This window comes from Psychrobacter pacificensis (assembly GCF_018336615.1).
GTDB classification, from domain to species: Bacteria; Pseudomonadota; Gammaproteobacteria; order Pseudomonadales; family Moraxellaceae; genus Psychrobacter; species Psychrobacter pacificensis.
The window spans coordinates 1,429,001-1,450,394 of the sequence record NZ_CP048752.1 but is presented as its reverse complement, the minus strand read 5'-3'; the positions used below and the strand labels follow the sequence as shown (position 1 = coordinate 1,450,394).

Sequence of the window (21,394 nt, the reverse complement as noted above, 5' to 3'; positions counted from 1 at the left end):
AATTCACTATCGATGCGTGGTTACGATTAAAATAGCGCAAGATAAGGTGTCACTTAAGTGCCATAAAAAGCCATGATTCCTAACAATATCATGCACAGTGTTAAATAATAAAAACGATTGAAACAACCACAATAAAGGGTGCGACGTGTCAGAATTAAAACGCATATTACAACAGATTACAGCCCTAAGTGATGTGCCCGATCCTGCGGTGCTCAAACGCTTGATCGATGAACTACGAGTCAGCGACAAAGAACCTGCTTTAGCCAACCAAAACATTCAAACCCTTATTGATATTCTCCATCAACATCCAGAATACGGCGATGGACTCTCTAGCTTTGTCCTGAAATTGATTATCCAATATCGTCAAATCTCGCTATATACCGATACAGGTATTATGTCGGATCAAGGATTCTTTAATAGCTTAAGACGATTGGTCGGACATCGGTTTTTGCCGATACTCCCTCAAGATGACTCCGTCGTTGAACTGGTTGGTTACTTGTTTGATAAGCGTACTGATGAGCGCTGGCTTGCCAATATTGAGACAAAAAAATGGGACGAACTCGTGCAGCTTCTGAGGGTGGAAGAAAAACACCTAGACTTGGTTGCCACGGCAAAAAACAGTATTTTGAATGCGATTATTATTTTGTCTTATCGCATCAGCGGTCTTGGCTTACATCCTGATTTGATGGATTCTTATCCGCAGATGCTCAACTACTCTGCTTCTTTTGTTGCTCAAAACCAAGAAGCGGTGCTCTTTGTTAATCAATATAGACAAGCGCACGAGCTTGATACCTTAACCGACATTACCCCAGAGCAAGCCGTTGATCCAGCGCCATTGCTGGTTATGATTGAGCAATGCGAAGATATCGTTGCGACTATCCGCAAACGGATCTACAAAACAGGTATTTCTATTCGTTTGACCAATATGATGCTGCGCTTAGATCAAAGCTTGCAGCGCATGCGTATCTTGACAGAACTTGTCACAGACGACAATCAAAGAAGAGATCGCGCCGTCATTGAGTTGATCCAGACCCTGATCACCACTACCAATCGCCGCTATAGCATTGGCCATTTGATTGATAACAACACAAAACTGCTGTCACGTAAAGTCACTGAAAATGCCAGTCGCGTGGGTGAACACTATATCAGCACCGATAAGACTGGCTATCAAAAGATGCTCAAAAAGGCCTCTATTGGCGGTTTTGTCATTGCCTTTATGGCCACCATAAAAATACTGGCTTACCAATTGGCGCTCGCACCGATGGGTCGAGCATTTATTAACAGTATGATTTATGGCTTGGGCTTTGTGTTCATTCACGTGATTCGCGGAACGGTCGCTACCAAGCAACCAGCCATGACCGCTGCTGCTATTGCTTCTACTATATCTGAAGGCTCTGGCAAGAAGTCTCATCAGCTAAATAAGCTATCAGAGTTGGTCGTTGATATTTTACGTACTCAGTTCATCGCTATCATGGGCAACGTTATGTTAGCGATACCCGTTGCACTTATCATCTCTTTTGCTTGGTTACAGTACACAGGCGCACCGATGATTGGTACCGAAAAAGCAGGTCATCTACTCCATGACTTGGATCCATTTCACTCATTAGCGCTTCCTCATGCGGCTATCGCTGGCGTATATTTGTTCTTAGCGGGTTTGATCGCCGGTTATTACGACAATTTAGCGGTCTATAACAAAGTAGGTGCGCGTATTCAACGCCATAAACTACTACAATATATACTGCCTGTATCATGGCTTAAGCGCTTAGGCGGCTTTATAGAAGCGAACTTGGGCGCTATCATGGGTAACTTTTTATTCGGGGTTTTCTTAGGTAGTACAGCAACCATCGGCTACATATTCGGCTTACCAATTGATATTCGCCACATTGCTTTTGCATCAGCGAACTTGGCACACGGATTGTTCAATATATCTGCTGATGACATCAGCTGGAGCCTCATTCTGATTTCTATATTGGGTGTGGCGCTTATTGGTATGGTCAACTTGATAGTCAGTTTTTCGCTGGCGTTATTTGTTGCTTTACGTTCAAAAGAAGTGCGTTTCTTTGAATGGAGTCGTCTCACAAAGCTAGTTTTTGGACATATCATTAGCCATCCTTCTGACTTTTTCTGGCCACGCGACAAGCCAATGAAATATGCACGAATCGATAGTCAAGGTCACATGATATTTGATGACACTTCAGCACAAAAAAATGGAAAAGCCATACCAAGCAATTATGTGGTACGCCGATTGTCTGATGTCAGAATATTACCCGAGTCTAAGCAAGCAGTAGCGCAAAACGCGGAAGCGAGTACAGACATATACTATGACAGTCAACCACAAGGCGATCACACCCAACCTCACAACTCTCCTAAGAAGGTTGTCAATCTTGATGATGGTCTGGCAGATGAAGAGCTAAATAGCACGCCTTATACCGACGATATCCAATATGACAAAGTCACCAAGACGCTCAATACCATCGATAATGAGGATACTGTTGGTCACAAGTCAAATCATGCGGATGCTGACGGCAAGTCTACTGTCGATGCCAAAACACCTTTGCCAAAACCTAAAAAGCCGCCAAAGCTGCCTGATTAAAAGGCTCGCTTGGGCGGCTTTATGCTTGGTGAATTATTGAGATTAAAACTATTTGGTACAAGGCCTGAAACACTCACACAACTTAGCTAAAGCTTTTACCCCTTAATCTTGAAAATATGGACGTAGAAGCAAAACTCTCGCACAGCTCAACAAACTTAGGATTCAAAAATCATCTAAAATAATGAAGAGCGGGCTCAATAAGATATTGGGATAGATCACTAAACAAGGACAAGAATGAATATAGCCAGCCATAGCAAACTGGAAGAATCTATGAAGGACGTTGCATCAACCTCCCTTGTAAGACTCATCTATGTTAGTAGAGTTAATACCACCGATAGATCTGTATTTGAGCATATCCAAAGACACTCGCATGTCTACAATAAAAATAATAAAATTGCAGGTTTTCTATGCAATGATGAAAAAAGCTTCCTTCAATGCTTAGAAGGCGCAAAAGACGTTGTATTTTCTCTTATGCAAAGAATATTTAAAGATAGGAACCATAAAAAAGTAGACGTCGTTGCTGTTGAGCAGGTCAGTCAATGCCGCTTTGAAGATTGGCGTATGCACAGTCTTAACTTAAGCGCCAGCAATTGGCATAGACTGTCTGATCATGCGCAGTTAGGAGAGATCTCACCATTCAAACCAGAACACTGGCCATACTGGTTTATTGAATACTTTATTGAATGTGTGAGGAAGTTCGAATACTCTAACATCAGTCATGACACAAACTACATCACCTTTGATGACTTAGGTTACTCTGAGCTTGAAGAAAAGTTAACTCAAGATAATATCTTATTATTTATATTTCTTGGGCTACTGGTCGCGTCAACCGCCGCTGTCCTATTATTCAGGTACGACGTTATTCCTTAATGACTCAGTTAGACACCTTATGAATCATTTGAGCATAACTCAATCATCTGAGTATATCTCAGTAGAACCATCAAAACAGGGCTGTTAATTAATCAATAGCCCACTTGAAACAGACGGCTTTTGCGGACCTATTTAAAAAGATTATTTAGGCTTTTATACTAAGGTATTTGTAGTCCGGGTATTTGTAGCCTACGTTATGAACTCGGGCACTGTGCACTTGAGGCTATTACCTTGCCGTCGCTGAGACGATACGCCAACAGACAGTTGCCCCATACACACCCACCATCGAGTGCACGCGCATGTGGTAAATCAATCTCGCCTTGTAGCGCGGCCCAATGACCAAATAGTATCTTACGCGTGCGCGGTACTTGCCACTCAAACCATGGTAAAAAATCGGTTGGCATAGGCTCATCTAGCCCAGCATTAAAATCAAACTCAAGCAAACCATCCTGCTGACACAGGCGCATACGAGTAAAGTAATTGGCAATTGCTCGCATTCTGGTAAAGCCTTCAATACCTGAATGCCATTTATCGGCTTTTTTACTATAGAGATTTGGCAGTAGTTCATCAAGCTGCTCTAAGCTCCCTTGCAGCTGCGATTCTAGCTCTTTTGCATATGTTGCTGCTGCCTCAATACTCCAATGTGGTGGAATCCCTGCATGTACCAACACCGTATGCTCATCTGGATACGCCAATATCGGCTGCCTGCGTAACCACTCAAGCAATTCATCACAGTCATCCGCTGCAAAAATTGGCGCAGTTTTGTCTTTGCTCTTGAGTTTTGCAGCGCCGCGCCAGACTGCAATTAAATTGATATCATGATTGCCTAATACCGTTGCTGCAGCGCCCTGCTCACACAACGCTTTGACGTCGCGTAAGGTATTTAATGAGTCCTCACCACGCGCTACCAAATCACCGGCGAACCATAACTTGTCTTGATTAGGATCAAAATCTAATGTCTTTAGTAATTGTAGATAAGCCGCGTGGCAACCTTGTAGGTCACCAATGACATATTGATGGCGAAAACTCATAATCCCTCTATGATTTTTATATAATAATTGGTCATTATTTACATTAAACGTCTATTGACGAGCCTGATTGCTTAGATTGACAAAATCTGTAACGCTCAACGTCTCAGGACGTGCCTGTGGGTCGATACCGCAAGCGGCAAAATCATCCTCACTCAGCGTCGGCAGCAAGGTTGATTTTTTGAAGATAGCGCGAAGCGTCTTGCGACGATGGTTAAAGGTCTCACGTACCACAATGGCAAAATACTCTTCATCCTCTGCTACTATCGGTTTGTCAATATGCGGCGTTAGGCGAAAAACGGCACTGGTGACTTTGGGCGGTGGATTAAAAGCGCCGCGAGGCACAGTCAGCAAATAATCTGTATCACAGTAATACTGCATAATCACAGACAGACGACCGTAAGTTTTGCTACCAACGTCGGCTGTGATGCGCTCAACCACTTCTTTTTGTAGCATAAAGTGCATGTCTTGAATGACATCAGCAAACTCAAGCAAATGAAACAAAATAGGCGTTGAGATGTTATATGGTAAGTTCCCGACGACACGTAGCTTACCGCGCTCCTCGCTGTAAAGCTCACGATAGTCCACATGCATGGCGTTATCTTTAATAATCGTAAAATTTGGATGGCTATTGGCACCAATACGAATGCGCAAGCTGTCTGCCAAATCGCGATCCAACTCTACGACTGTCATCGCATCTACTTCTGCCAATAAAGGCTCGGTCAATGCGCCCATACCAGGCCCAATCTCAATCAAATTGTCATCGCGCTCGAGACGAATGCTTTCCACGATTTCGCGAATGACGCTGGTATCATGCAAGAAGTTTTGACCAAAGCGCTTACGCGGTTGGTGCTTGGCTGTACGTAAACTGTTAGAAATGGCTTGAGCATCAAATGTAGAGTTGGACATAAGAGAGTCTTAATGGATAAAAGATAAATGAGAGATGATAGCAATGTGCTGGTGTTATAATGGCAAATTATAACACAGCTCATAATTAGGCTGTGTTTTTGAGGTAGTTTATCTATAAGTCATCTAAAATGTATCACAACCGACATGGCACTTTTTTGTTCTCGAACCATCTAGCATAAGACCCATAATGGGAATAAGGATGGCACCCTAATGAGGACTTGAACTCTTGGCTGTGAGCTAATGGTATTAAGGTTTCAACTTGCTGAGATAGCCACAGTGTACTTCATGATGTACTTACCATAGATATTCTATCTATGATCGGTGCGCTAGTGAGGACTTGAAGAGACCATCCCAGATTCTGTGTAACTGACGTTTAGATTAAATACTTACACAAAATTTAGGAAGGTCTCCCAGATTCTTATCAAAGACTTCATCATCTATTATTCGCCAAACGGCAACTTGCTGATGGTCTTTGGTGGTGACTAGATTTAAAGTTTGTTCAATCATTGCTTGAGGTCTCATATCCTTATGATGTTTATTTGCTTCAAACCCAGTTACTTTACACTTAGCGGTTTAATTAAGCTACTTACTTGAGCTATTTGCTTCAGTTATTAGGCTTGGCTACTTACTCAACTTCAATATTCTAAAGGCGCCCTGAATAACTACAGCAAATACGATGCTACCAATAATCAAATCAGGCGTACTAGAGTGTAACCAATTAACCAAAATCCCTGCAACAATTACCCCTAAATTGATAATCACATCGTTTGAAGTGAAAATCATACTGGCTTGCATATGGGCTTCTTCTTCTTTGCTTTTCGATTTTTGTAGTAAATAGAGGCAAATCAAGTTTGCAATTAGCGCAAGAATCGATATGACTATCATGGTAGAAAAGTCAGGTAACTGCTCATTGCCAAAGAAACGTCTTAGTACTTCTAAAAAACCAAGAATCGCTAGCGTAATTTGAAAATATCCGGCAATTCTAGCAATCCGTTTTTTCTTAATGACCGTTCCACCGACCGCAAATAAGCTAATTCCGTACACGAAGCTATCTGCTAACATATCTAAGCTGTCGGCGACCAACCCCATCGAACGAGAAATCAGTCCCGTGCTCATTTCAATAATAAAGAAAGCAAAGTTAATGACCAGCACTATCCATAGTAGCTTTCTTTGCTCAGCATCTTTTTTGTGACTAGAGTCAGCATCAATTTTAAAATTATTGTTGGGATCAGAGGGGTCAATGGTTTCGGTCGAGAGTAGGGTGTCTCCTAATTTTAGGTCATGAATAGCAGTCTCTATCCCTTCTATATTGTCATGATGAAACACAGTTAATTGACGGTTAGGAATGTCGAACTCAAGATGTTCAATATTCGAGTGGCCCTCTAATTTCATTCGGATTAGGTTTTCCTCCGAAGGGCAGTCCATCTTCGATATTTTAAAAGTTGTTTTATTCATAGTTACATTTATATCCGGGTGGTGGTTCAAAAAGTAGGCTGAAAAAAACAGGCTGAGAAATTGATAAATAACCCCAGTTCGGGATAAGCGCTCAAAAAAAAGATAAAAAAAGAAGTCCGAAGTTGCTAAAGTGAGTTTACCAAGACAAACTTCACAACAAGGACTTCTTACATGGACAACCTAACCGAACTCTACTGCCATATTGACGACTTTTATTAGCAATTCAAACCTGAGTTTGACGCTCATTTAATCGCAACGGGACACCAAAGGTTAAGAGCATGCCAGATAAGTGTAGCAGAAATGATGACCATCTTGGTACTGTTTCATCAACTGCGGTATCGACAGTTTAAGTCTTTTTACTACCACCATATGCTTGGCATGATGAAACGGGCGTTTCCAAATCTGCCGAGCTACTCGCGATTTATAGAGCTTGTGCCGCGCAGTATCATGCCACTGTGCAGCTACTTGCAAAGCATGATGGGCGACTGTACGGGTATCAGCTATATTGATTCAACCAAGATAGCAGTTTGTCATAACAAGCGTATCTACCGTCATAAAGTCTTTAAGGGACTTGCAACCCGAGGCAAAAGCAGCATGGGCTGGTTCTATGGCTTTAAGCTACACGCCATTATCAATCATAAGGGCGAGCTTGTATCTGTTAAAGTCACTGCGGGTAATACGGATGACAGAGTGCCTGTTAAGGATATGGCAACGCCTGTGTTTGGCAAGGTGTTTGGGGATAGAGGCTATATCAGTAAAGCCCTAAACGAGTGGCTCACAAAACACAATGATACCACGTTGATAACCAAACTTCGGCGTAATATGAAACCCCAATTACTTGAGCCTATGGATGAGGCACTACTCAATCATCGCTCTTTGGTTGAAACGGTGTTTGGAGAGCTTAAAAACTTGTGCCAAATCGAACACTCACGCCATCGTAGTGTCACGGGGTTTATCACAAACTTGCTGTCAGGTTTAATTGCTTATTGCTGGTTTCCCTATAAACCCACCATCAAAAATATGCCTCAGCAGGGACAGGTAGCAACATTGTAAATAGTATCAATGAGTTACAATGTGGCTTATCCCGAACTGGGGTTAAGTAGTTAAATGAATAGTAATAAATAACGTTAAACCAAGGATTTAGCGTCTATATTAAAAAGGCTATTTAGTAAGATTGAAAAAGCCAACGTCCTATTATCAAAGGACGTTGGCTTTTTAATGGGTAGAAATGATGTGGAATTTATCTACATTTAAACGATTAATTTAGCGCGGTTAAGGTTTGCTCAAACGCTGCGCGCCCGATTTCACCCACTTGCTGATTGACCAATTGCCCGTCTTGATAATACAGCAATGCTGGCGGACCAAATAGTTTATAACGCGCTAAGATTGCTTTTGAATCCGCTGTTGTCTCCGTGATATCAAGTCTGACCAATTGCCAATCTTGCATTTGCGCAGGGCGATTATGAAATAAGTTTTTCTCCATAATCCGGCATGCAATACACCATTCGGCGGTGACATCGACCAGCACTTTAGGATTGGCGGCGACAATGGCATCTAACTCAGCCAGCGTCGTGACCGTCTTATCGGTTGCATTACTGGTGGCTGGTTGACCAGCAGTTGTCTGCAGCACCGGAACCGCAGTTAGGGAGGCAAGCGGATGCAAGCTGTCGTCATTGCCCAATGCGGCGCCGACGATTAAACACGTCGCCCAAATACCAGCGATTAAGCCTAGCGCTTGGGTCAGCATCCGACCTTTGCCTAGCCAGCTCCACGCCCACATCGCCACGACCATAAACCACAGCGCCCAAACCATCAGCATCACAGGCGAGATAAAGACGCGTTCAATTAATAACAATGCCACGGCAAAAAGCAACAAAGCAAAGCCCTGCTTGACCCAGTTCATCCACTCACCCGCTTTTGGCATGATTTTACCTTGGGTCGCGCCGATTAAAATAAGCGGCGCTGATAAACCAAAACCGAGCATAAATAAAGCCGCAAAGCCAAGTAATGGACTTCCAATCGTTGATACAGCAAGCAGCGCCCCAAATAAGGGTGCCGAAACACAAGGCGATACCACGAGCGCCGATAAGAATCCCGCAATTAAACTGCCGCCCGTACTACCAAGCTTGCTATCCCCCGCTTGGCTTAGACCCTGCATTTTACTACTGATAAATCTCGGCAGACGAATGCTAAATACGCCCAACATATAAAGGGCTAATAAGACAAAAACGATGGCAAACCCAATTAAAATAATCGGATTTTGTAGCCAACCGATAATGCCTAACGATTCGCCAAATACCGCAATGACCGCGCCTAAAATACCATAAGCGATGGCAACACCAATAGCGTAGCTGGTCGTTAAAATGACACCTTTTTTAACTGTTGGGTTTTGCTGGCGAGCGACGATATTGGCGACAATCGGTAGCATCGGTAATACGCATGGCGTCAATGCCAAGCCTAATCCTGCCAAAAATAATAACACCAATGCCAACCACGGATGCGAGGCTAAGCCAAAAGGGTCGCTATCAATCGTGTTATCACCAACAACGGTATTGCTTGTTGCAGCAGCATTATTTATGACAGCGTCATTGTTCGCTGCTTCACTTGTGACATTATCGCCTACCACTTCTTCATCGGCTCCAGAGATGGTATTGATTGCACCAAGCTCTGCATCTAACGCTTCGTCATCTAACAATGCATAATCAATCACCTCGTCATCTGGCGTAGTTTGCTCTGTAGCAAGACTATTGGTAACTGTCCCATCTGTAGAGGCTTGCGCAGTTTCTACATTGCTGTTATTGCTCGCAGAAACTGTAGCAGTACTACTTGAACTATTGGCTGCCGATTGTGACGCAGCAGCGATATTGACCGTGGTTTTTATTTTCTCCGGTGGATAGCATAGACCCGCTTTGGCACAGCCTTGCCAACCTATTGTCACGGCGGCATTATTTATCGCCTTGCCATTACTACTACTCAAAATGGTAGTAGCAACCATATTGGCTTGGTCAAATACCAATACTTGCCCAAAGGTTGGATCATCAATGGAGACTGGCTTTTGGCTAAAGGTAAAAGGTGCAGCGCTCACGCCAGCAGGCAACGTTAGCTTAATTTGGTCTTTATAAACATAGTGCTCAGGCGTAATGTCAAAGTTAATCGATAAGCGCGTGCCATTATTGGTCGGTTTGCTGCTACTGCTAACTTGAAACGCTTCATCAACAGGCAAAAATTTCGGTTGGGCAGCACTTTTATTACCAAATAAATCACCCAATCCTGCCGCTTGCGATGCCACTGGCACGGCCGTCAGCCCAGTAGCTCCTAGCCCTGTCAATAATGAGCCCGCGCTGAAAGCGAACGCCAACAGATAAGATTTTTTTGACGGTTTATTTTGCGTTAATGACGGAGACTTTTCTGCGCTCTTAAGGGACATGAAGGGCTACCTATTATTTCCAATATTCGAATTGACCAATTCACTGTCTGTATGGACTTGTCTATTTACAACCCCAGTTCGGGATAAGCCACATTGTAACTCATTGATACTATTTACAATGTGGCTACCTGTCCCTGCTGAGGCATATTTTTGATGGTGGGTTTATAGGGAAACCAGCAATAAGCAATTAAACCTGACAGCAAGTTTGTGATAAACCCCGTGACACTACGATGGCGTGAGTGTTCGATTTGGCACAAGTTTTTAAGCTCCCCAAACACCGTTTCAACCAAAGAGCGATGATTGAGTAGTACCTCATCCATAGGCTCAAGTAAGGGGCTGTCCTAGATAAGTAAAATTATTTAGGATAGCACTATGAGAAAGAGTAAACTAAGTTGGTATAAACAAAACAGACTCATCGAGTTATTTGTTGCCGGTTCTACCGCCAGAACAGCAGCAAGCTTAGTTGGTGTTAATAAAACCACAGCCAGTTATTACTTTCATAGGCTAAGACTGCTTATTTACGAGAATAGTCAAGACCCTGGTCTATTTGAAGGCGAAATCGAAGTAGACGAATCATACTTTGGTGGAACTCGTAAAGGCAAGCGAGGGCGAGGTGCTGGTAGCAAAGTGCCCGTGTTTGGCCTATTAAAGCGTAATGGCAAGGTCTACGCTTGTATTATACCCAATGCTAAAGCAGATACTTTGATCCCCATTATAAGAGAAAAAGTGAAGCCTGATAGCATTGTTTATACTGACTCATTTAAAAGCTATAACGCATTAGATGTCAGTGAGTTTACTCATTATCGTATTAACCACTCCAAAACCTTTGTTAATGATAAGAATCACATTAATGGTATAGAGAACTTTTGGAACCAAGCTAAACGGCATCTACGTAAGTTTAACGGAGTTCCAAAAGAGCATTTTCACTTCTATTTAAAGGAATGTGAGTGGCGTTTTAATCACAGTGACCCAAAGTCGCAATTACTACAATTAAAACAATGGGTTAAACAGGGTTTGAACTAGTTATCTAGGACAGCCCCAAAATGACCAAACCTAATCCAAGAGTATTAGAAGTAAAAGGCGTATTCGTTGAGCCTGCATCGGCGGCTTCAATCGGCGGTGCAATCCGTGATATTAAAGCAGGTAAAATCGCTGAAGGTTCGGTGATCGTTTGCACAGTGACGGGTAATGGTCTAAAAGATCCTGACACTGCGATCAAACAATGTGCCGATGCCGTGATGCTCACCATCAATGCCACATTGGATGATGTCAGAACATCAATCCTATCAAATATGGAAAAATAATTTTTCATGCTTTGCTCAGAAGAAAATACTTAAAAAGCCAACCAACTGCGGTTGGTTTTTTTTATTGCATCGTGCAGAATATAAACTGTATAAGAATAATTCCTATTTACAAACAATTTGATACAGTTTGATTTGTTTTGGTGCAAAATCAATAAATCGCCCAATATTTGTGCAATACAATAATGCTTCAAAGTTGGTTTTGTAAGTTATTGCAGTTTTATTGCAAAGAAATAAGATAAAACAGTAACTTAATAAAGTTGGCACGCCCTTTGCTATTTCAATAACAAGTTCAGAGTCAAATCATTTCGATTTGAACATTTGTAATAAACAGCTTGGGGGAATACCAACATGAACTTTAAACTTTCTACATTAGTGGCTGCATCTTTACTCACTTGTGCAAGTGGCTTGACTATGGCAGCTGAAAGCGATGTATCATTCTCTGGTACTGCAGCAATGACTTCAGATTACCGCTATCGTGGTATGACACAAACTGAAAGCGACCCTGCCGTTCAAGTTGGTTATGGATTAACCCATAGCTCTGGCTTATACGCAGGTGTCTGGGGCTCGAATGTCGGCTTTGGTAGCTCATTAGAGCTCGATCCATATGTAGGTTATAGCACTGAACTTGGCTCTTTGGCGTCTAAACCAGTTTTAGATGTCGGTTTATGGTACTACGGCTATCCAAGTGCTTCTGATTTGAATTGGCTTGAGCTGTATGCACGTCTAGGTTTTGCAGACACCATCACTGTTGGTGACAGTTTGCTTGCAAGCGTGAATTTCACTAATGATTTTTTTGGCTTAGATACTGATGCATGGTATTTAAACCTGACTTATAGCATGCCATTGAGCGCATCTTTCGGTGGTGTAGCAAGCTTAGGTTATACCACTGCTGACGATTATGATTTCAGTGATAACGCTAGTGGCGATGATAACTACATCGACTGGAAAGTTGGTGTGACTTACAGCTTTGCTTCTGTTGAAGACCTGTCAGCTGAGCTTGCTGCTGTCGGCACAAATATTGACGCCGACACCAACCCGTACAAACGTGGTGTAGAGACTGGTGCTGTATTTACAATTACTAAAGCATTCTAAGTTGTAAATAGCATAGGCTAGAAAATTAGCCTTGCGATAAAAAAATCCTGTCTTACTTCAAGGCAGGATTTTTTTATGGAGAATTGGTTCTAAATACGTCTTGGCATGTTAAATGCTTAATATTTATATCGAATAAAGATTGTTTGAATAGATTAAAAAGAAGGGGCTGTCCTAGATAAGTAAAATTATTTAGGATAGCACTATGAGAAAGAGTAAACTAAGTTGGTATAAACAAAACAGACTCATCGAGTTATTTGTTGCCGGTTCTACCGCCAGAACAGCAGCAAGCTTAGTTGGTGTTAATAAAACCACAGCCAGTTATTACTTTCATAGGCTAAGACTGCTTATTTACGAGAATAGTCAAGACCCTGGTCTATTTGAAGGCGAAATCGAAGTAGACGAATCATACTTTGGTGGAACTCGTAAAGGCAAGCGAGGGCGAGGTGCTGGTAGCAAAGTGCCCGTGTTTGGCCTATTAAAGCGTAATGGCAAGGTCTACGCTTGTATTATACCCAATGCTAAAGCAGATACTTTGATCCCCATTATAAGAGAAAAAGTGAAGCCTGATAGCATTGTTTATACTGACTCATTTAAAAGCTATAACGCATTAGATGTCAGTGAGTTTACTCATTATCGTATTAACCACTCCAAAACCTTTGTTAATGATAAGAATCACATTAATGGTATAGAGAACTTTTGGAACCAAGCTAAACGGCATCTACGTAAGTTTAACGGAGTTCCAAAAGAGCATTTTCACTTCTATTTAAAGGAATGTGAGTGGCGTTTTAATCACAGTGACCCAAAGTCGCAATTACTACAATTAAAACAATGGGTTAAACAGGGTTTGAACTAGTTATCTAGGACAGCCCCAAAAATTATTACCGTAAGTTTCATAACACCAGAGCGGTAAGTGGAGCCGTTTATAAAAGTGGCGCGATTAATAGTCGTATACCAAAAACATATACGTTTAACATTGTTCATTGTATAAACACAGATAAAGAAAACAACTATGACTGAATCTACCGACAGATTAGATAGTACTAAATTGAATAGCGTTGAATCGGCTAGTACTAATATTGCTGACAAGAAGGTACCTATAGCTGTGAGTAGTACTCATCAATCGATTGACTCTAAAACCATAAATCATACGCCTAAAGCTATGTACGTGACTTCAGGCAACTCAATAACACCTAAAGATAAGTTGGACAAAATGCCAAAAATGGTTGCCAATGGCAGTCGCGCTTTTATCTGGTATTTGTTGGCGATAATGGTATTAATACTTGATCAATGGACTAAGTGGTTGGCCCAAACCACATTAGCGTTCAATGACCCCGTACCGGTCATTGAACCATTTCTCAACTGGACACTCGCTTATAACTATGGGGCAGCATTTAGCTTTTTAGCCAACGCTGGCGGTTGGCAGAAATGGTTTTTCTCAGGCTTAGCTTTTGTAATGGCTATCTTTTTAACGGTTTATTTAATCAAAGCGCCACGTGCAGCCAAGCTATTATCTATGGGGTTGGCCTTAATGCTTGGTGGTGCGATTGGCAACTTAATCGATCGTTTAAGAATTGGTAAAGTGGTTGACTTTATCCATGTGCATTATGCTGATGTCTGGAATTATCCTCTTTTCAATGTTGCAGATATAGGTGTCTGTGTCGGTGTCGCATTGATTATAATTGACATGATATTTTTAGAAAGTAAGCGTAATAAATAAGCACATTGATGCCGATTATCACAAACAAAATGAACTAGCGTCGTATTCACTCTATACGGAAAAATACTTTTTATACTTGAGTATGTTTATAAAATGTGAACTGGAAGGTAATGTATGACTGGTATAGGTACTCACTCATTTTAGGTCTTAAAACTCAATACTTAAAAGCTCTGCGTAGAGCCATTATTATAGAGAAATTGAATAATCCATAAATTCTTTATTGATAATAACAAAAGGAAAATACAGTGTCACAGACTCAGCCAACTATTGAAAAAATTCACAGCCTTAGAAAAAAAACAAGAGACAGCGTTAAAAAGTCTTACCCTTATATAGTCGATACACTCTAAAAATGTCATAGCACTACTGGGATGAATTTTGCGCAGCCTCCTATCGTGCGCTCAAAGAAATTTGAAGCGGACTATAATAATTACCATCGTTTGTCAGGCGAGGGTAAGCGGGATACAGACACATTCAGAAATGAAATGAAGAATTTTATTACTATGTATCCTGAAGATTTTGAGAAAAAACCGCTAGAAAATTATTTGAAATAACAGCTATTAATGGCACTCCATTAACATTTCTGTAAGTACATTACCGTTAAATGATTACCCTGCGCAGCAAGATAGCTCTTTAACGTCTTTGCTAAAGGTTTGAGCGCATAACTTCAATCCTTCAACCATCGTCAAATACGGAAATAGTTGACCTGCCAATTCTTCGACTGTCATTTTATTATGAATAGCAAGAGCCGCACTTTGAATCAGTTCTCCGCCTTCATGGGCTAAAATTTGTGCGCCTATCAGTTTTCCCGTGGATTCTTCAGCTACCAACTTGATAAAACCATCCGTTTCAAAATTTGCTAAAGCTCTTGGTACGTTTTCCATATCAAGTACACGACTTATCGTATTTATTCCTACCGCTGAAGCTTGTACTTCGGTTAGACCTACCGTAGCAACTTGTGGGTCGGTGAATATAACAGCAGGCATGGTAGATAAGTCGAGTTGCGCATTTCCACCTGTCATATTAATTCCAGCCCTACTTCCGGCAGCAGCAGCAACATAAACAAATTGTGGCATATTGGAGCAATCTCCAGCGGCATAAATGTTAGCTGTTGATGTTTCCATCATACTATTAACAACAATGGCACCACTTTTATCTGTTTCAACACCAACATTTTCTAAACCAAGCTTTCCAGTATTTGCATGGCGACCCGTAGAGATAAGCAATTTTTCAGCGATTAATGTTCCTTCGTTAGTTTCCAATGAAAAACCATTGCTATCATAAGAAACATGACTTGCTTGCGTATTATTAAGTACCCTAATACCTTCTTTTTCAAAGCACTCTGCCAGTTTTTCACCTAATAACGGATCTTCAGCATATAAAAGGGTATGTCTGGCTAGAATTGTCACACGGCTACCTAAACGGGCATAAGCTTGCGCAATTTCCAGAGCAACAACGGAGGAGCCGATGACAACTAGACTACTCGGTAACTCTTCTGCAAATAAGGCTTCTGTTGATGTCCAATAAGGTGTATCAACTAAACCCTTAATTGGCGGAATGCTTGGTGTAGAGCCTGTTGCAATTAAAATGCGATCTGCAACCAGCTCTTCTTCACTACCATCAGACTTGTGAACTAGCAAGGTATTTTGATTTTTAAAACGTGCATAACCTTTAAGTAAAGATAGCGCGGGATTACTCTCTAAAATACGTTGATATTTAGCATCGCGTAGTTCTTCGACGCGAGCGTTTTGCTGATGTGCTAATAAGGAGCGGCTAAGTTGTGGCTGAATATTTTCTAAACCATCAAACGGGTTAGTACGTTGCTGATGCGCTAATTGCGCAGCACGGATCAATATTTTTGAAGGAACACAGCCGACATTTACACAGCAACCTCCGATTACATCGGCTCCTTCAATGATAGTAACTCTTGCTCCGCCTTCTGCTGCTTTAATCGCACTGGCAAAGGCCCCTGAACCACTACCAATAATGGCTACATGTAATTGTTCTGGCTGGATGTCATTTGGCGAGCAACAACTATTCGTTGACATATTTTATTCCTCTTAAAAAGTTAAGCGGTACAAGTTTCATCATCACAGCGTTTATTCGCAGGAGAAACCATGTCCCAAATTGATACAGCAACCATTAGTCCTAGCCCCGTATAAGTAACGTATGAACTCCACCCGTACTGGAACCAAGGGTATAAAGAGAGTAAAACCAAAATGGGGCCAATTGAACCGATAAAACTACGGTGCCATTGACGATGGCTAAACCAGCCTAAGATATTCATTACCAGCGCTAATACTGCAAACAGTGGTAACAACGTATTGATAAATACCCCTTCCCACTGACTAAGAAATCCCATCCCAATTGCCGCACCAAGACTAGCTATCGCGGGAAAACACATGGCGCATCCCATTGCCGAAACAAGTGCACCTATAGAGCCTGCTTTATCTCCGATACGCGTAACTAGTTCTAAGGGGCTAAATATTACTTATTTTCACTTTTTAAATTTGAAGGGTAGCCAGCGTTGGTAGTCGCTGCAATTAATGCATTGATGTTGGTTTTAGTGTCATCAAAAGAAACAACAGCTAGCTTAGGCTTGTAGGTAACTTTCGCATTTTCAACGCCATCAACATTTTCTAATGACTTTTTAACTGTGATTGGACATGTCGCACAGTTCATCGTTGGCACTTCCAGTGTAACTGTTTTTACTTCAGCAAAAGCACCAAAACTAGAAAGTGAAAGCAGTGCGGTTAATAATAATTTTTTCATAATTAGCTCCAAATTTTAAAATGTTATAAATTTCTTGATCTGTATATTAAGCAAACAAAAGTATCCAATAATTACTGGTCACTAAAATTGTCGCAACTATAGCGCTCAGCCAGAAAATGACTTTTCGTTGTTGCTGTTTCTTAGGAATTGCACAGGCCGTTCCCGGCTCACACTCTTCTACAGGACGGTAAATTTTCCAACCTGAGTAACCAAACAACAACACTACAAATGCGATAAATAATGGCCTATAGGGTTCAAATGCAGTTAAATTACCAATCCATGAGCCACTTACCCCAAGTAATAACAGGAGCAAAGGACCTACACAGCATACGCCTGCGCCTAATGCTGCTATGATGCCTCCTATCATTGGAAGGTTTGATTCTTTTTGATTCATATAGATACCTCATTAGATAATGCAAGTGTATTGCATGTACCTAAGTACGGAGTCAAGGGTGATTTATAAAAAATTTATCTTTGATAATCTGCTACGACAGATACGGGGAATAAGCTAACTTGAATTAAGGCGCAGAAGTAAAATTGGATATGCTGTTTTAGTGGGAAATGGTAGTTAAGTGAATCATTTACTTCGGTTGCAACGAATCAATTATTGGGCAGTGGCTATCGTCATCATTATTTTGGCATTGTCCTAAATGTTCTTCCAAAGCGTGTTCTAACAACAACAAGTCAGCCATCTTTTTTTGTACTGCGATCAGTTTTTTATTAGCTAATTCTTGTACTTTACTACATGGACTATCGTTTAACGCAAGTAACCCTTCAATCTCATTTAGCGTAAAACCTAATTCTTGAGAACGCTTGATAAAATGTATTCTATTTACCGTTTCTTTCGGGTAATGTCTATAGCCCTGCATAGGCTTTGGTGGTTGTTTAATTAAGCCTTTGCGTTCATAAAAGCGAATTGTTTCGACATTTACACTCAGTTCTTTAGCCAACATACTTATGGTTCGTTTAGACACGTTATCAATTACCTTACTGACTTTTTGTTTACTTACTTTATATCTAATTAAAGTGACCATCAATGAATACCAGTTTAAACATCGCTAATTGATTTTGTTTTTTCTTCTATTAAATAAGTAAAGTTACCGTTGTTACAACAATATTAAACCACAACAATGTATGGTTTATCCTTTTTCATTATCAAAGTCCAAATTAGTGTTATTACATGCAGTTCTACATGAGTATACCCTAGCGGAACCATCTATTTCAGCATTTAAACCTATTAACAGACCACTTAAAACAGACCGGTATAATGGAACCACTTATATTAAGTCGTCTTTGATTATTTATAAATAGGTATTATTCACACTAAAATAATCAAGTACGACGTGAACAATACCTATACGGCGATGAGCCATAACAAATATATCAATTAGTAAGCGACTTATCCGCCATTTCATTAGCCATCTTCAATGCTTGGTATAAACTCGTCGCACTTGCGCCGCCGCGTCCCGCCAAGTCTAGCGCCGTACCATGATCGACAGAGGTGCGAATATAAGGCAGTCCTAAGGTGAGATTTACCGTATCACCAAAGCCGTGTGATTTGAGTACGGGCAACCCTTGATCGTGATACATGGCGATGACTGCATCGCAGTTTGCTAAGTGTCTGGGGGTAAACAGCGTATCGGCTGGCATCGCCTCTGAAATATTGACGCCTGCATCGGTGAACTCTCGTAAGACTGGATTGATAATCTCAATCTCCTCCATACCCAAATGCCCGCCCTCGCCTGCATGTGGATTGAGACCGCACACCAAAATACGAGGCTGCGTGAGGCCAAACTTTTCTCTCATGTCATTGACAACGATTTGTACTGTTTGACGTACATTATCCGCGGTGATGGCAGCAGGTATGTCTTTTAATGGCAAATGGGTAGTGACAAGCGCGACTTTCATCGCTTGATTGGCAAGCATCATCACCACTTTCTCACAGCCACTTTGCTGCATAAAAAACTCGGTGTGACCGCTAAACATAGTGCCATCCAATAGCTTGATACCAGCATCTATCAGCGCTGATTTTTGTAAAGGACCTGTGACGATAGCGGCAACTGTTCCATTTACTGCTAACTGATGAGCAATGTCTAATTGCTGAGCCACCATCGCTGAGTTGGCAATATTGATTTGTCCGCCAGTAACTGGTCCTGCACAAGGGACGTTAAGCAAAATAAAAGCACTATCAGCATCTATATCCTGCTGTGCTATCTGCTCGGCCGCGTCCATATCAAAGTCACCAGCCTCGTTGTCAATGGTTTGCCAAATAGGCACTTCTGTCAACACGCCAGCTGAAACCAACTCCTCTGCACGGACTTGCATCGTGCTCGCATCAGCGGTTACCCAAATGGGACGGTCAAAATCTTGCAGCTTGCCCTCTGCCGCCAGATTCAATACGACATCCATTCCAATGCCCGCAGGTTCACCTGTCGTGATTAATAATGGTCGTTTTTGTTCTGTCATAGCAATAGCCTTATTTTATTTAAATTTTTGATTTTATTATATTTATCGTCAATATTTTCAGTTGTTACGTTTAGACAATGGATGCGGTCTCTTATTTTATGCATAACAATCACTGTAGATTTAGTTGCTTACCCAGCCTAAAAAATCACATTATGTGTTAAACTTTCGCTTCTGATTGTAGCATTTGCAGGCAAATCTAAAACCACGTTTTGGTACATCTACCGTAGAGATGTACCATATCTGTTTTGCGCTACCATCGACATCTTTTTTTATACCCATTTTGACTCATTAGGCACTCATGGCAGAAAACGACAAAACCGACGACTTACTCAATCAGACACCGCCGCACAATATCGATATTGAAAAGGCATTGCTCGCGTCTTTGATGAGTATCGAAGAGGCGTACGACAAGATTGCCGATATCGTCACCAAAGATGACTTTTATGCGGGGCGACATCAATATATTTTTGATGCGATTGCTCACCTTGCAGCCGTTAATGAGCCTTATGATACGGTCATGGTACACGACTGGTTAGAGGCGCAAAAGTTACTCAAAGGTGCAGGTGGGGACAGCTACTTAGCTGATATTTTGAGCCAAAGTCCGGCGACCTTGTTTAACCTGACTGCTTACGCTCAGCGCGTACGTGAGCTCTCAACGCTGCGTCAGCTCATTACCACGGGTAATGACATGCTAGCGCTGGCCTACAATCCAAAAGACCAAAGCGTTAGTGATATCTTGGACAATGTCGAAGGTAAGATATTTAGCATCAATGAGCAGCATAACAAACGCGCGGAACAGCGTGGCCCTGTCGGTATTACTTCGGTCTTAACCAATGTTATCGATCAGATTCAAGAGTTAAAATCCAACCCCGATGGCATGATTGGTTTACAAACGCCATTTGTCGAGCTGAATAATAAAACGCAAGGGCTACAATCAGGCGACTTGATTATCGTCGCCGCTCGTCCTTCTATGGGTAAAACCACTTTTGCAATGAACTTGGCAGAAGGGATTTTATTTAATGAAGATTTGCCTGTTGTGGTGTTTTCGATGGAGATGCCGGCAGAGTCTATTGTCATGCGTTTGCTGTCTTCATGGGGCGCGATTAACCAGACGCATCTACGTTCTGGGCAAATGAATGAAGATGAGTGGGCAAAGATGATGAACGCCATTCAGCATCTACAGTCTAAGCATTTATATATTGATGACAGTACCGCCTTGCCGCCATCCGAGATGCGCTCACGCTGTCGACGTATTGCCAAAAACCATGATGGGCGCTTGGGTGCTATCGTGGTCGATTATCTTCAGCTGATGAAAGTGCCGAGCCTAGATGGCAACCGTGTTGGCGAGATTTCTGAGATTTCGCGCAGTCTAAAGGCGCTCGCACGTGAGCTTGAATGTCCCGTGATTGCGTTGTCACAGCTTAATCGTAGTCTAGAAAACCGTCCAAATAAACGCCCAATTATGTCGGATCTACGTGAGTCTGGTGCAATTGAGCAGGATGCCGATTTGATTATGTTCATCTATCGTGATGAGGTTTATAATGAAAACTCAGACCACAAAGGTGTGGCGGAAATTATTATCGGCAAGCAGCGTAACGGCCCTATTGGTACCGTACGCTTGGGTTTTGAAGGTCAATTCACCCGCTTCATTAATCTAACGCCAGAATACTATCAAGGCGTCAGTTTTGAGAATGATGAGTAATCAGCGTTATAACATTTAAGTCTTAGTAAAATGTAAGCCCATACCGATTTTGGCTTACTCAC

At 41.7% G+C, this 21,394-nt stretch carries 16 protein-coding genes and 4 pseudogenes; 9 read left to right on the top strand and 11 right to left on the bottom strand.

Translation table 11 applies throughout. The annotated features are described in order from the left end of the window. Nucleotides 1–145 precede the first annotated feature (145 nt). Both GYK50_RS06225 and GYK50_RS06220 read left to right on the top strand, forming a co-directional pair. Complete coding sequence (locus GYK50_RS06225; RefSeq protein ID WP_071001636.1) at nucleotides 146–2,593, top strand: site-specific recombinase; 2,448 nt, start codon at nucleotides 146–148, stop codon at nucleotides 2,591–2,593. Nucleotides 2,594–2,827: 234 nt separating this feature from the next. Further along, nucleotides 2,828–3,463, top strand: coding sequence for a BLUF domain-containing protein (locus GYK50_RS06220; protein WP_071001637.1), 636 nt, complete (start codon nucleotides 2,828–2,830; stop codon nucleotides 3,461–3,463). A 194-nt stretch (nucleotides 3,464–3,657) separates the two neighbouring features. Here GYK50_RS06220 and GYK50_RS06215 read toward each other — a convergent pair whose 3' ends face one another. The 3 genes from GYK50_RS06215 to GYK50_RS06205 form a co-directional block, all read right to left on the bottom strand. Next, the gene (locus GYK50_RS06215) at nucleotides 3,658–4,494 is read right to left on the bottom strand and encodes a symmetrical bis(5'-nucleosyl)-tetraphosphatase (protein ID WP_071001638.1); all 837 of its coding nucleotides are present in this window, start codon (nucleotides 4,492–4,494) and stop codon (nucleotides 3,658–3,660) included. A 51-nt stretch (nucleotides 4,495–4,545) separates the two neighbouring features. Then, nucleotides 4,546–5,400 carry a 16S rRNA (adenine(1518)-N(6)/adenine(1519)-N(6))-dimethyltransferase RsmA gene (gene rsmA, locus GYK50_RS06210; protein ID WP_071001639.1) on the bottom strand — a complete coding sequence of 285 codons (855 nt, stop codon included), beginning with the start codon at nucleotides 5,398–5,400 and terminating at the stop codon, nucleotides 4,546–4,548. A 621-nt stretch (nucleotides 5,401–6,021) separates the two neighbouring features. Next, nucleotides 6,022–6,855 (bottom strand): cation efflux transmembrane domain-containing protein, encoded by an 834-nt coding sequence (locus tag GYK50_RS06205; protein WP_186474716.1) that lies wholly within the window; start codon nucleotides 6,853–6,855, stop codon nucleotides 6,022–6,024. Nucleotides 6,856–7,026: 171 nt separating this feature from the next. On the opposite strand from GYK50_RS06205, the pseudogene GYK50_RS06200 reads away from it, so the two are divergent. Then, a pseudogene (locus GYK50_RS06200) lies at nucleotides 7,027–7,908 on the top strand (IS982 family transposase). 205 nt (nucleotides 7,909–8,113) lie between these two features. Here the strand turns inward: GYK50_RS06200 and dsbD are convergent. Beyond that, on the bottom strand, nucleotides 8,114–10,282 hold the full coding sequence (gene dsbD, locus GYK50_RS06195) for a protein-disulfide reductase DsbD (RefSeq protein ID WP_212564467.1): 2,169 nt from the start codon (nucleotides 10,280–10,282) through the stop codon (nucleotides 8,114–8,116). Nucleotides 10,283–10,395: 113 nt separating this feature from the next. Then, nucleotides 10,396–10,599: pseudogene (locus tag GYK50_RS06190) on the bottom strand (transposase); the annotation flags it as partial. 55 nt (nucleotides 10,600–10,654) lie between these two features. On the opposite strand from GYK50_RS06190, the gene GYK50_RS06185 reads away from it, so the two are divergent. From GYK50_RS06185 to lspA, 5 genes and pseudogenes are all read left to right on the top strand, one after another. Further along, on the top strand, nucleotides 10,655–11,305 hold the full coding sequence (locus tag GYK50_RS06185; protein ID WP_212564466.1) for an IS1595-like element ISPssp3 family transposase: 651 nt from the start codon (nucleotides 10,655–10,657) through the stop codon (nucleotides 11,303–11,305). Between the two features lie 53 nt (nucleotides 11,306–11,358). After that, a pseudogene (locus GYK50_RS06180) lies at nucleotides 11,359–11,586 on the top strand (threonine synthase); the annotation flags it as partial. 348 nt (nucleotides 11,587–11,934) lie between these two features. Further along, nucleotides 11,935–12,678, top strand: coding sequence for a TorF family putative porin (locus GYK50_RS06175; protein WP_071001644.1), 744 nt, complete (start codon nucleotides 11,935–11,937; stop codon nucleotides 12,676–12,678). Between the two features lie 202 nt (nucleotides 12,679–12,880). Then, nucleotides 12,881–13,531 carry an IS1595-like element ISPssp3 family transposase gene (locus GYK50_RS06170; protein ID WP_212564466.1) on the top strand — a complete coding sequence of 217 codons (651 nt, stop codon included), beginning with the start codon at nucleotides 12,881–12,883 and terminating at the stop codon, nucleotides 13,529–13,531. Between the two features lie 156 nt (nucleotides 13,532–13,687). Continuing rightward, entirely contained in the window at nucleotides 13,688–14,395 is a 708-nt protein-coding gene (lspA, locus tag GYK50_RS06165; protein WP_075107731.1) for a signal peptidase II, read from the top strand. A 605-nt stretch (nucleotides 14,396–15,000) separates the two neighbouring features. Here lspA and merA read toward each other — a convergent pair. The 6 genes and pseudogenes from merA to pdxA form a co-directional block, all read right to left on the bottom strand. After that, nucleotides 15,001–16,392: pseudogene (gene merA, locus GYK50_RS06160) on the bottom strand (mercury(II) reductase); the annotation flags it as partial. A gap of 68 nt (nucleotides 16,393–16,460) precedes the next feature. Then, nucleotides 16,461–16,880, bottom strand: coding sequence for an organomercurial transporter MerC (gene merC / locus GYK50_RS06155; RefSeq protein WP_186475527.1), 420 nt, complete (start codon nucleotides 16,878–16,880; stop codon nucleotides 16,461–16,463). Beyond that, complete coding sequence (gene merP, locus GYK50_RS06150) at nucleotides 16,880–17,164, bottom strand: mercury resistance system periplasmic binding protein MerP (RefSeq protein ID WP_008110847.1); 285 nt, start codon at nucleotides 17,162–17,164, stop codon at nucleotides 16,880–16,882. The genes merC and merP overlap by 1 nt, the downstream gene beginning before the upstream one ends. A gap of 46 nt (nucleotides 17,165–17,210) precedes the next feature. Then, nucleotides 17,211–17,558: a mercuric transporter MerT family protein gene (locus GYK50_RS06145; RefSeq protein ID WP_016899520.1), complete on the bottom strand. Its 348-nt coding sequence runs from the start codon at nucleotides 17,556–17,558 to the stop codon at nucleotides 17,211–17,213. Nucleotides 17,559–17,745: 187 nt separating this feature from the next. Beyond that, nucleotides 17,746–18,117 carry an Hg(II)-responsive transcriptional regulator gene (gene merR, locus GYK50_RS06140; RefSeq protein WP_033011277.1) on the bottom strand — a complete coding sequence of 124 codons (372 nt, stop codon included), beginning with the start codon at nucleotides 18,115–18,117 and terminating at the stop codon, nucleotides 17,746–17,748. 430 nt (nucleotides 18,118–18,547) lie between these two features. Further along, on the bottom strand, nucleotides 18,548–19,630 hold the full coding sequence (pdxA, locus tag GYK50_RS06135; RefSeq protein ID WP_071001651.1) for a 4-hydroxythreonine-4-phosphate dehydrogenase PdxA: 1,083 nt from the start codon (nucleotides 19,628–19,630) through the stop codon (nucleotides 18,548–18,550). 298 nt (nucleotides 19,631–19,928) lie between these two features. Here pdxA and dnaB point away from each other — a divergent pair, with 298 nt between their 5' ends. Continuing rightward, nucleotides 19,929–21,332, top strand: coding sequence for a replicative DNA helicase (gene dnaB, locus GYK50_RS06130; protein ID WP_071001653.1), 1,404 nt, complete (start codon nucleotides 19,929–19,931; stop codon nucleotides 21,330–21,332). The last annotated feature ends 62 nt before the right edge of the window (nucleotides 21,333–21,394 follow it).

Coding starts and splice junctions, on each gene's coding strand:
- GYK50_RS06220 (WP_071001637.1), top strand. CDS start 2,828: ATGAATATAGCCAGCCATAGCAAACTGGAAGAATCTATGAAGGACGTT.
- GYK50_RS06215 (WP_071001638.1), bottom strand. CDS start 4,494: ATGAGTTTTCGCCATCAATATGTCATTGGTGACCTACAAGGTTGCCAC.
- rsmA (WP_071001639.1), bottom strand. CDS start 5,400: ATGTCCAACTCTACATTTGATGCTCAAGCCATTTCTAACAGTTTACGT.
- GYK50_RS06205 (WP_186474716.1), bottom strand. CDS start 6,855: ATGAATAAAACAACTTTTAAAATATCGAAGATGGACTGCCCTTCGGAG.
- dsbD (WP_212564467.1), bottom strand. CDS start 10,282: ATGTCCCTTAAGAGCGCAGAAAAGTCTCCGTCATTAACGCAAAATAAA.
- GYK50_RS06185 (WP_212564466.1), top strand. CDS start 10,655: ATGAGAAAGAGTAAACTAAGTTGGTATAAACAAAACAGACTCATCGAG.
- GYK50_RS06175 (WP_071001644.1), top strand. CDS start 11,935: ATGAACTTTAAACTTTCTACATTAGTGGCTGCATCTTTACTCACTTGT.
- GYK50_RS06170 (WP_212564466.1), top strand. CDS start 12,881: ATGAGAAAGAGTAAACTAAGTTGGTATAAACAAAACAGACTCATCGAG.
- lspA (WP_075107731.1), top strand. CDS start 13,688: ATGACTGAATCTACCGACAGATTAGATAGTACTAAATTGAATAGCGTT.
- merP (WP_008110847.1), bottom strand. CDS start 17,164: ATGAAAAAATTATTATTAACCGCACTGCTTTCACTTTCTAGTTTTGGT.
- GYK50_RS06145 (WP_016899520.1), bottom strand. CDS start 17,558: ATGAATCAAAAAGAATCAAACCTTCCAATGATAGGAGGCATCATAGCA.
- merR (WP_033011277.1), bottom strand. CDS start 18,117: ATGTTGGCTAAAGAACTGAGTGTAAATGTCGAAACAATTCGCTTTTAT.
- pdxA (WP_071001651.1), bottom strand. CDS start 19,630: ATGACAGAACAAAAACGACCATTATTAATCACGACAGGTGAACCTGCG.
- dnaB (WP_071001653.1), top strand. CDS start 19,929: ATGGCAGAAAACGACAAAACCGACGACTTACTCAATCAGACACCGCCG.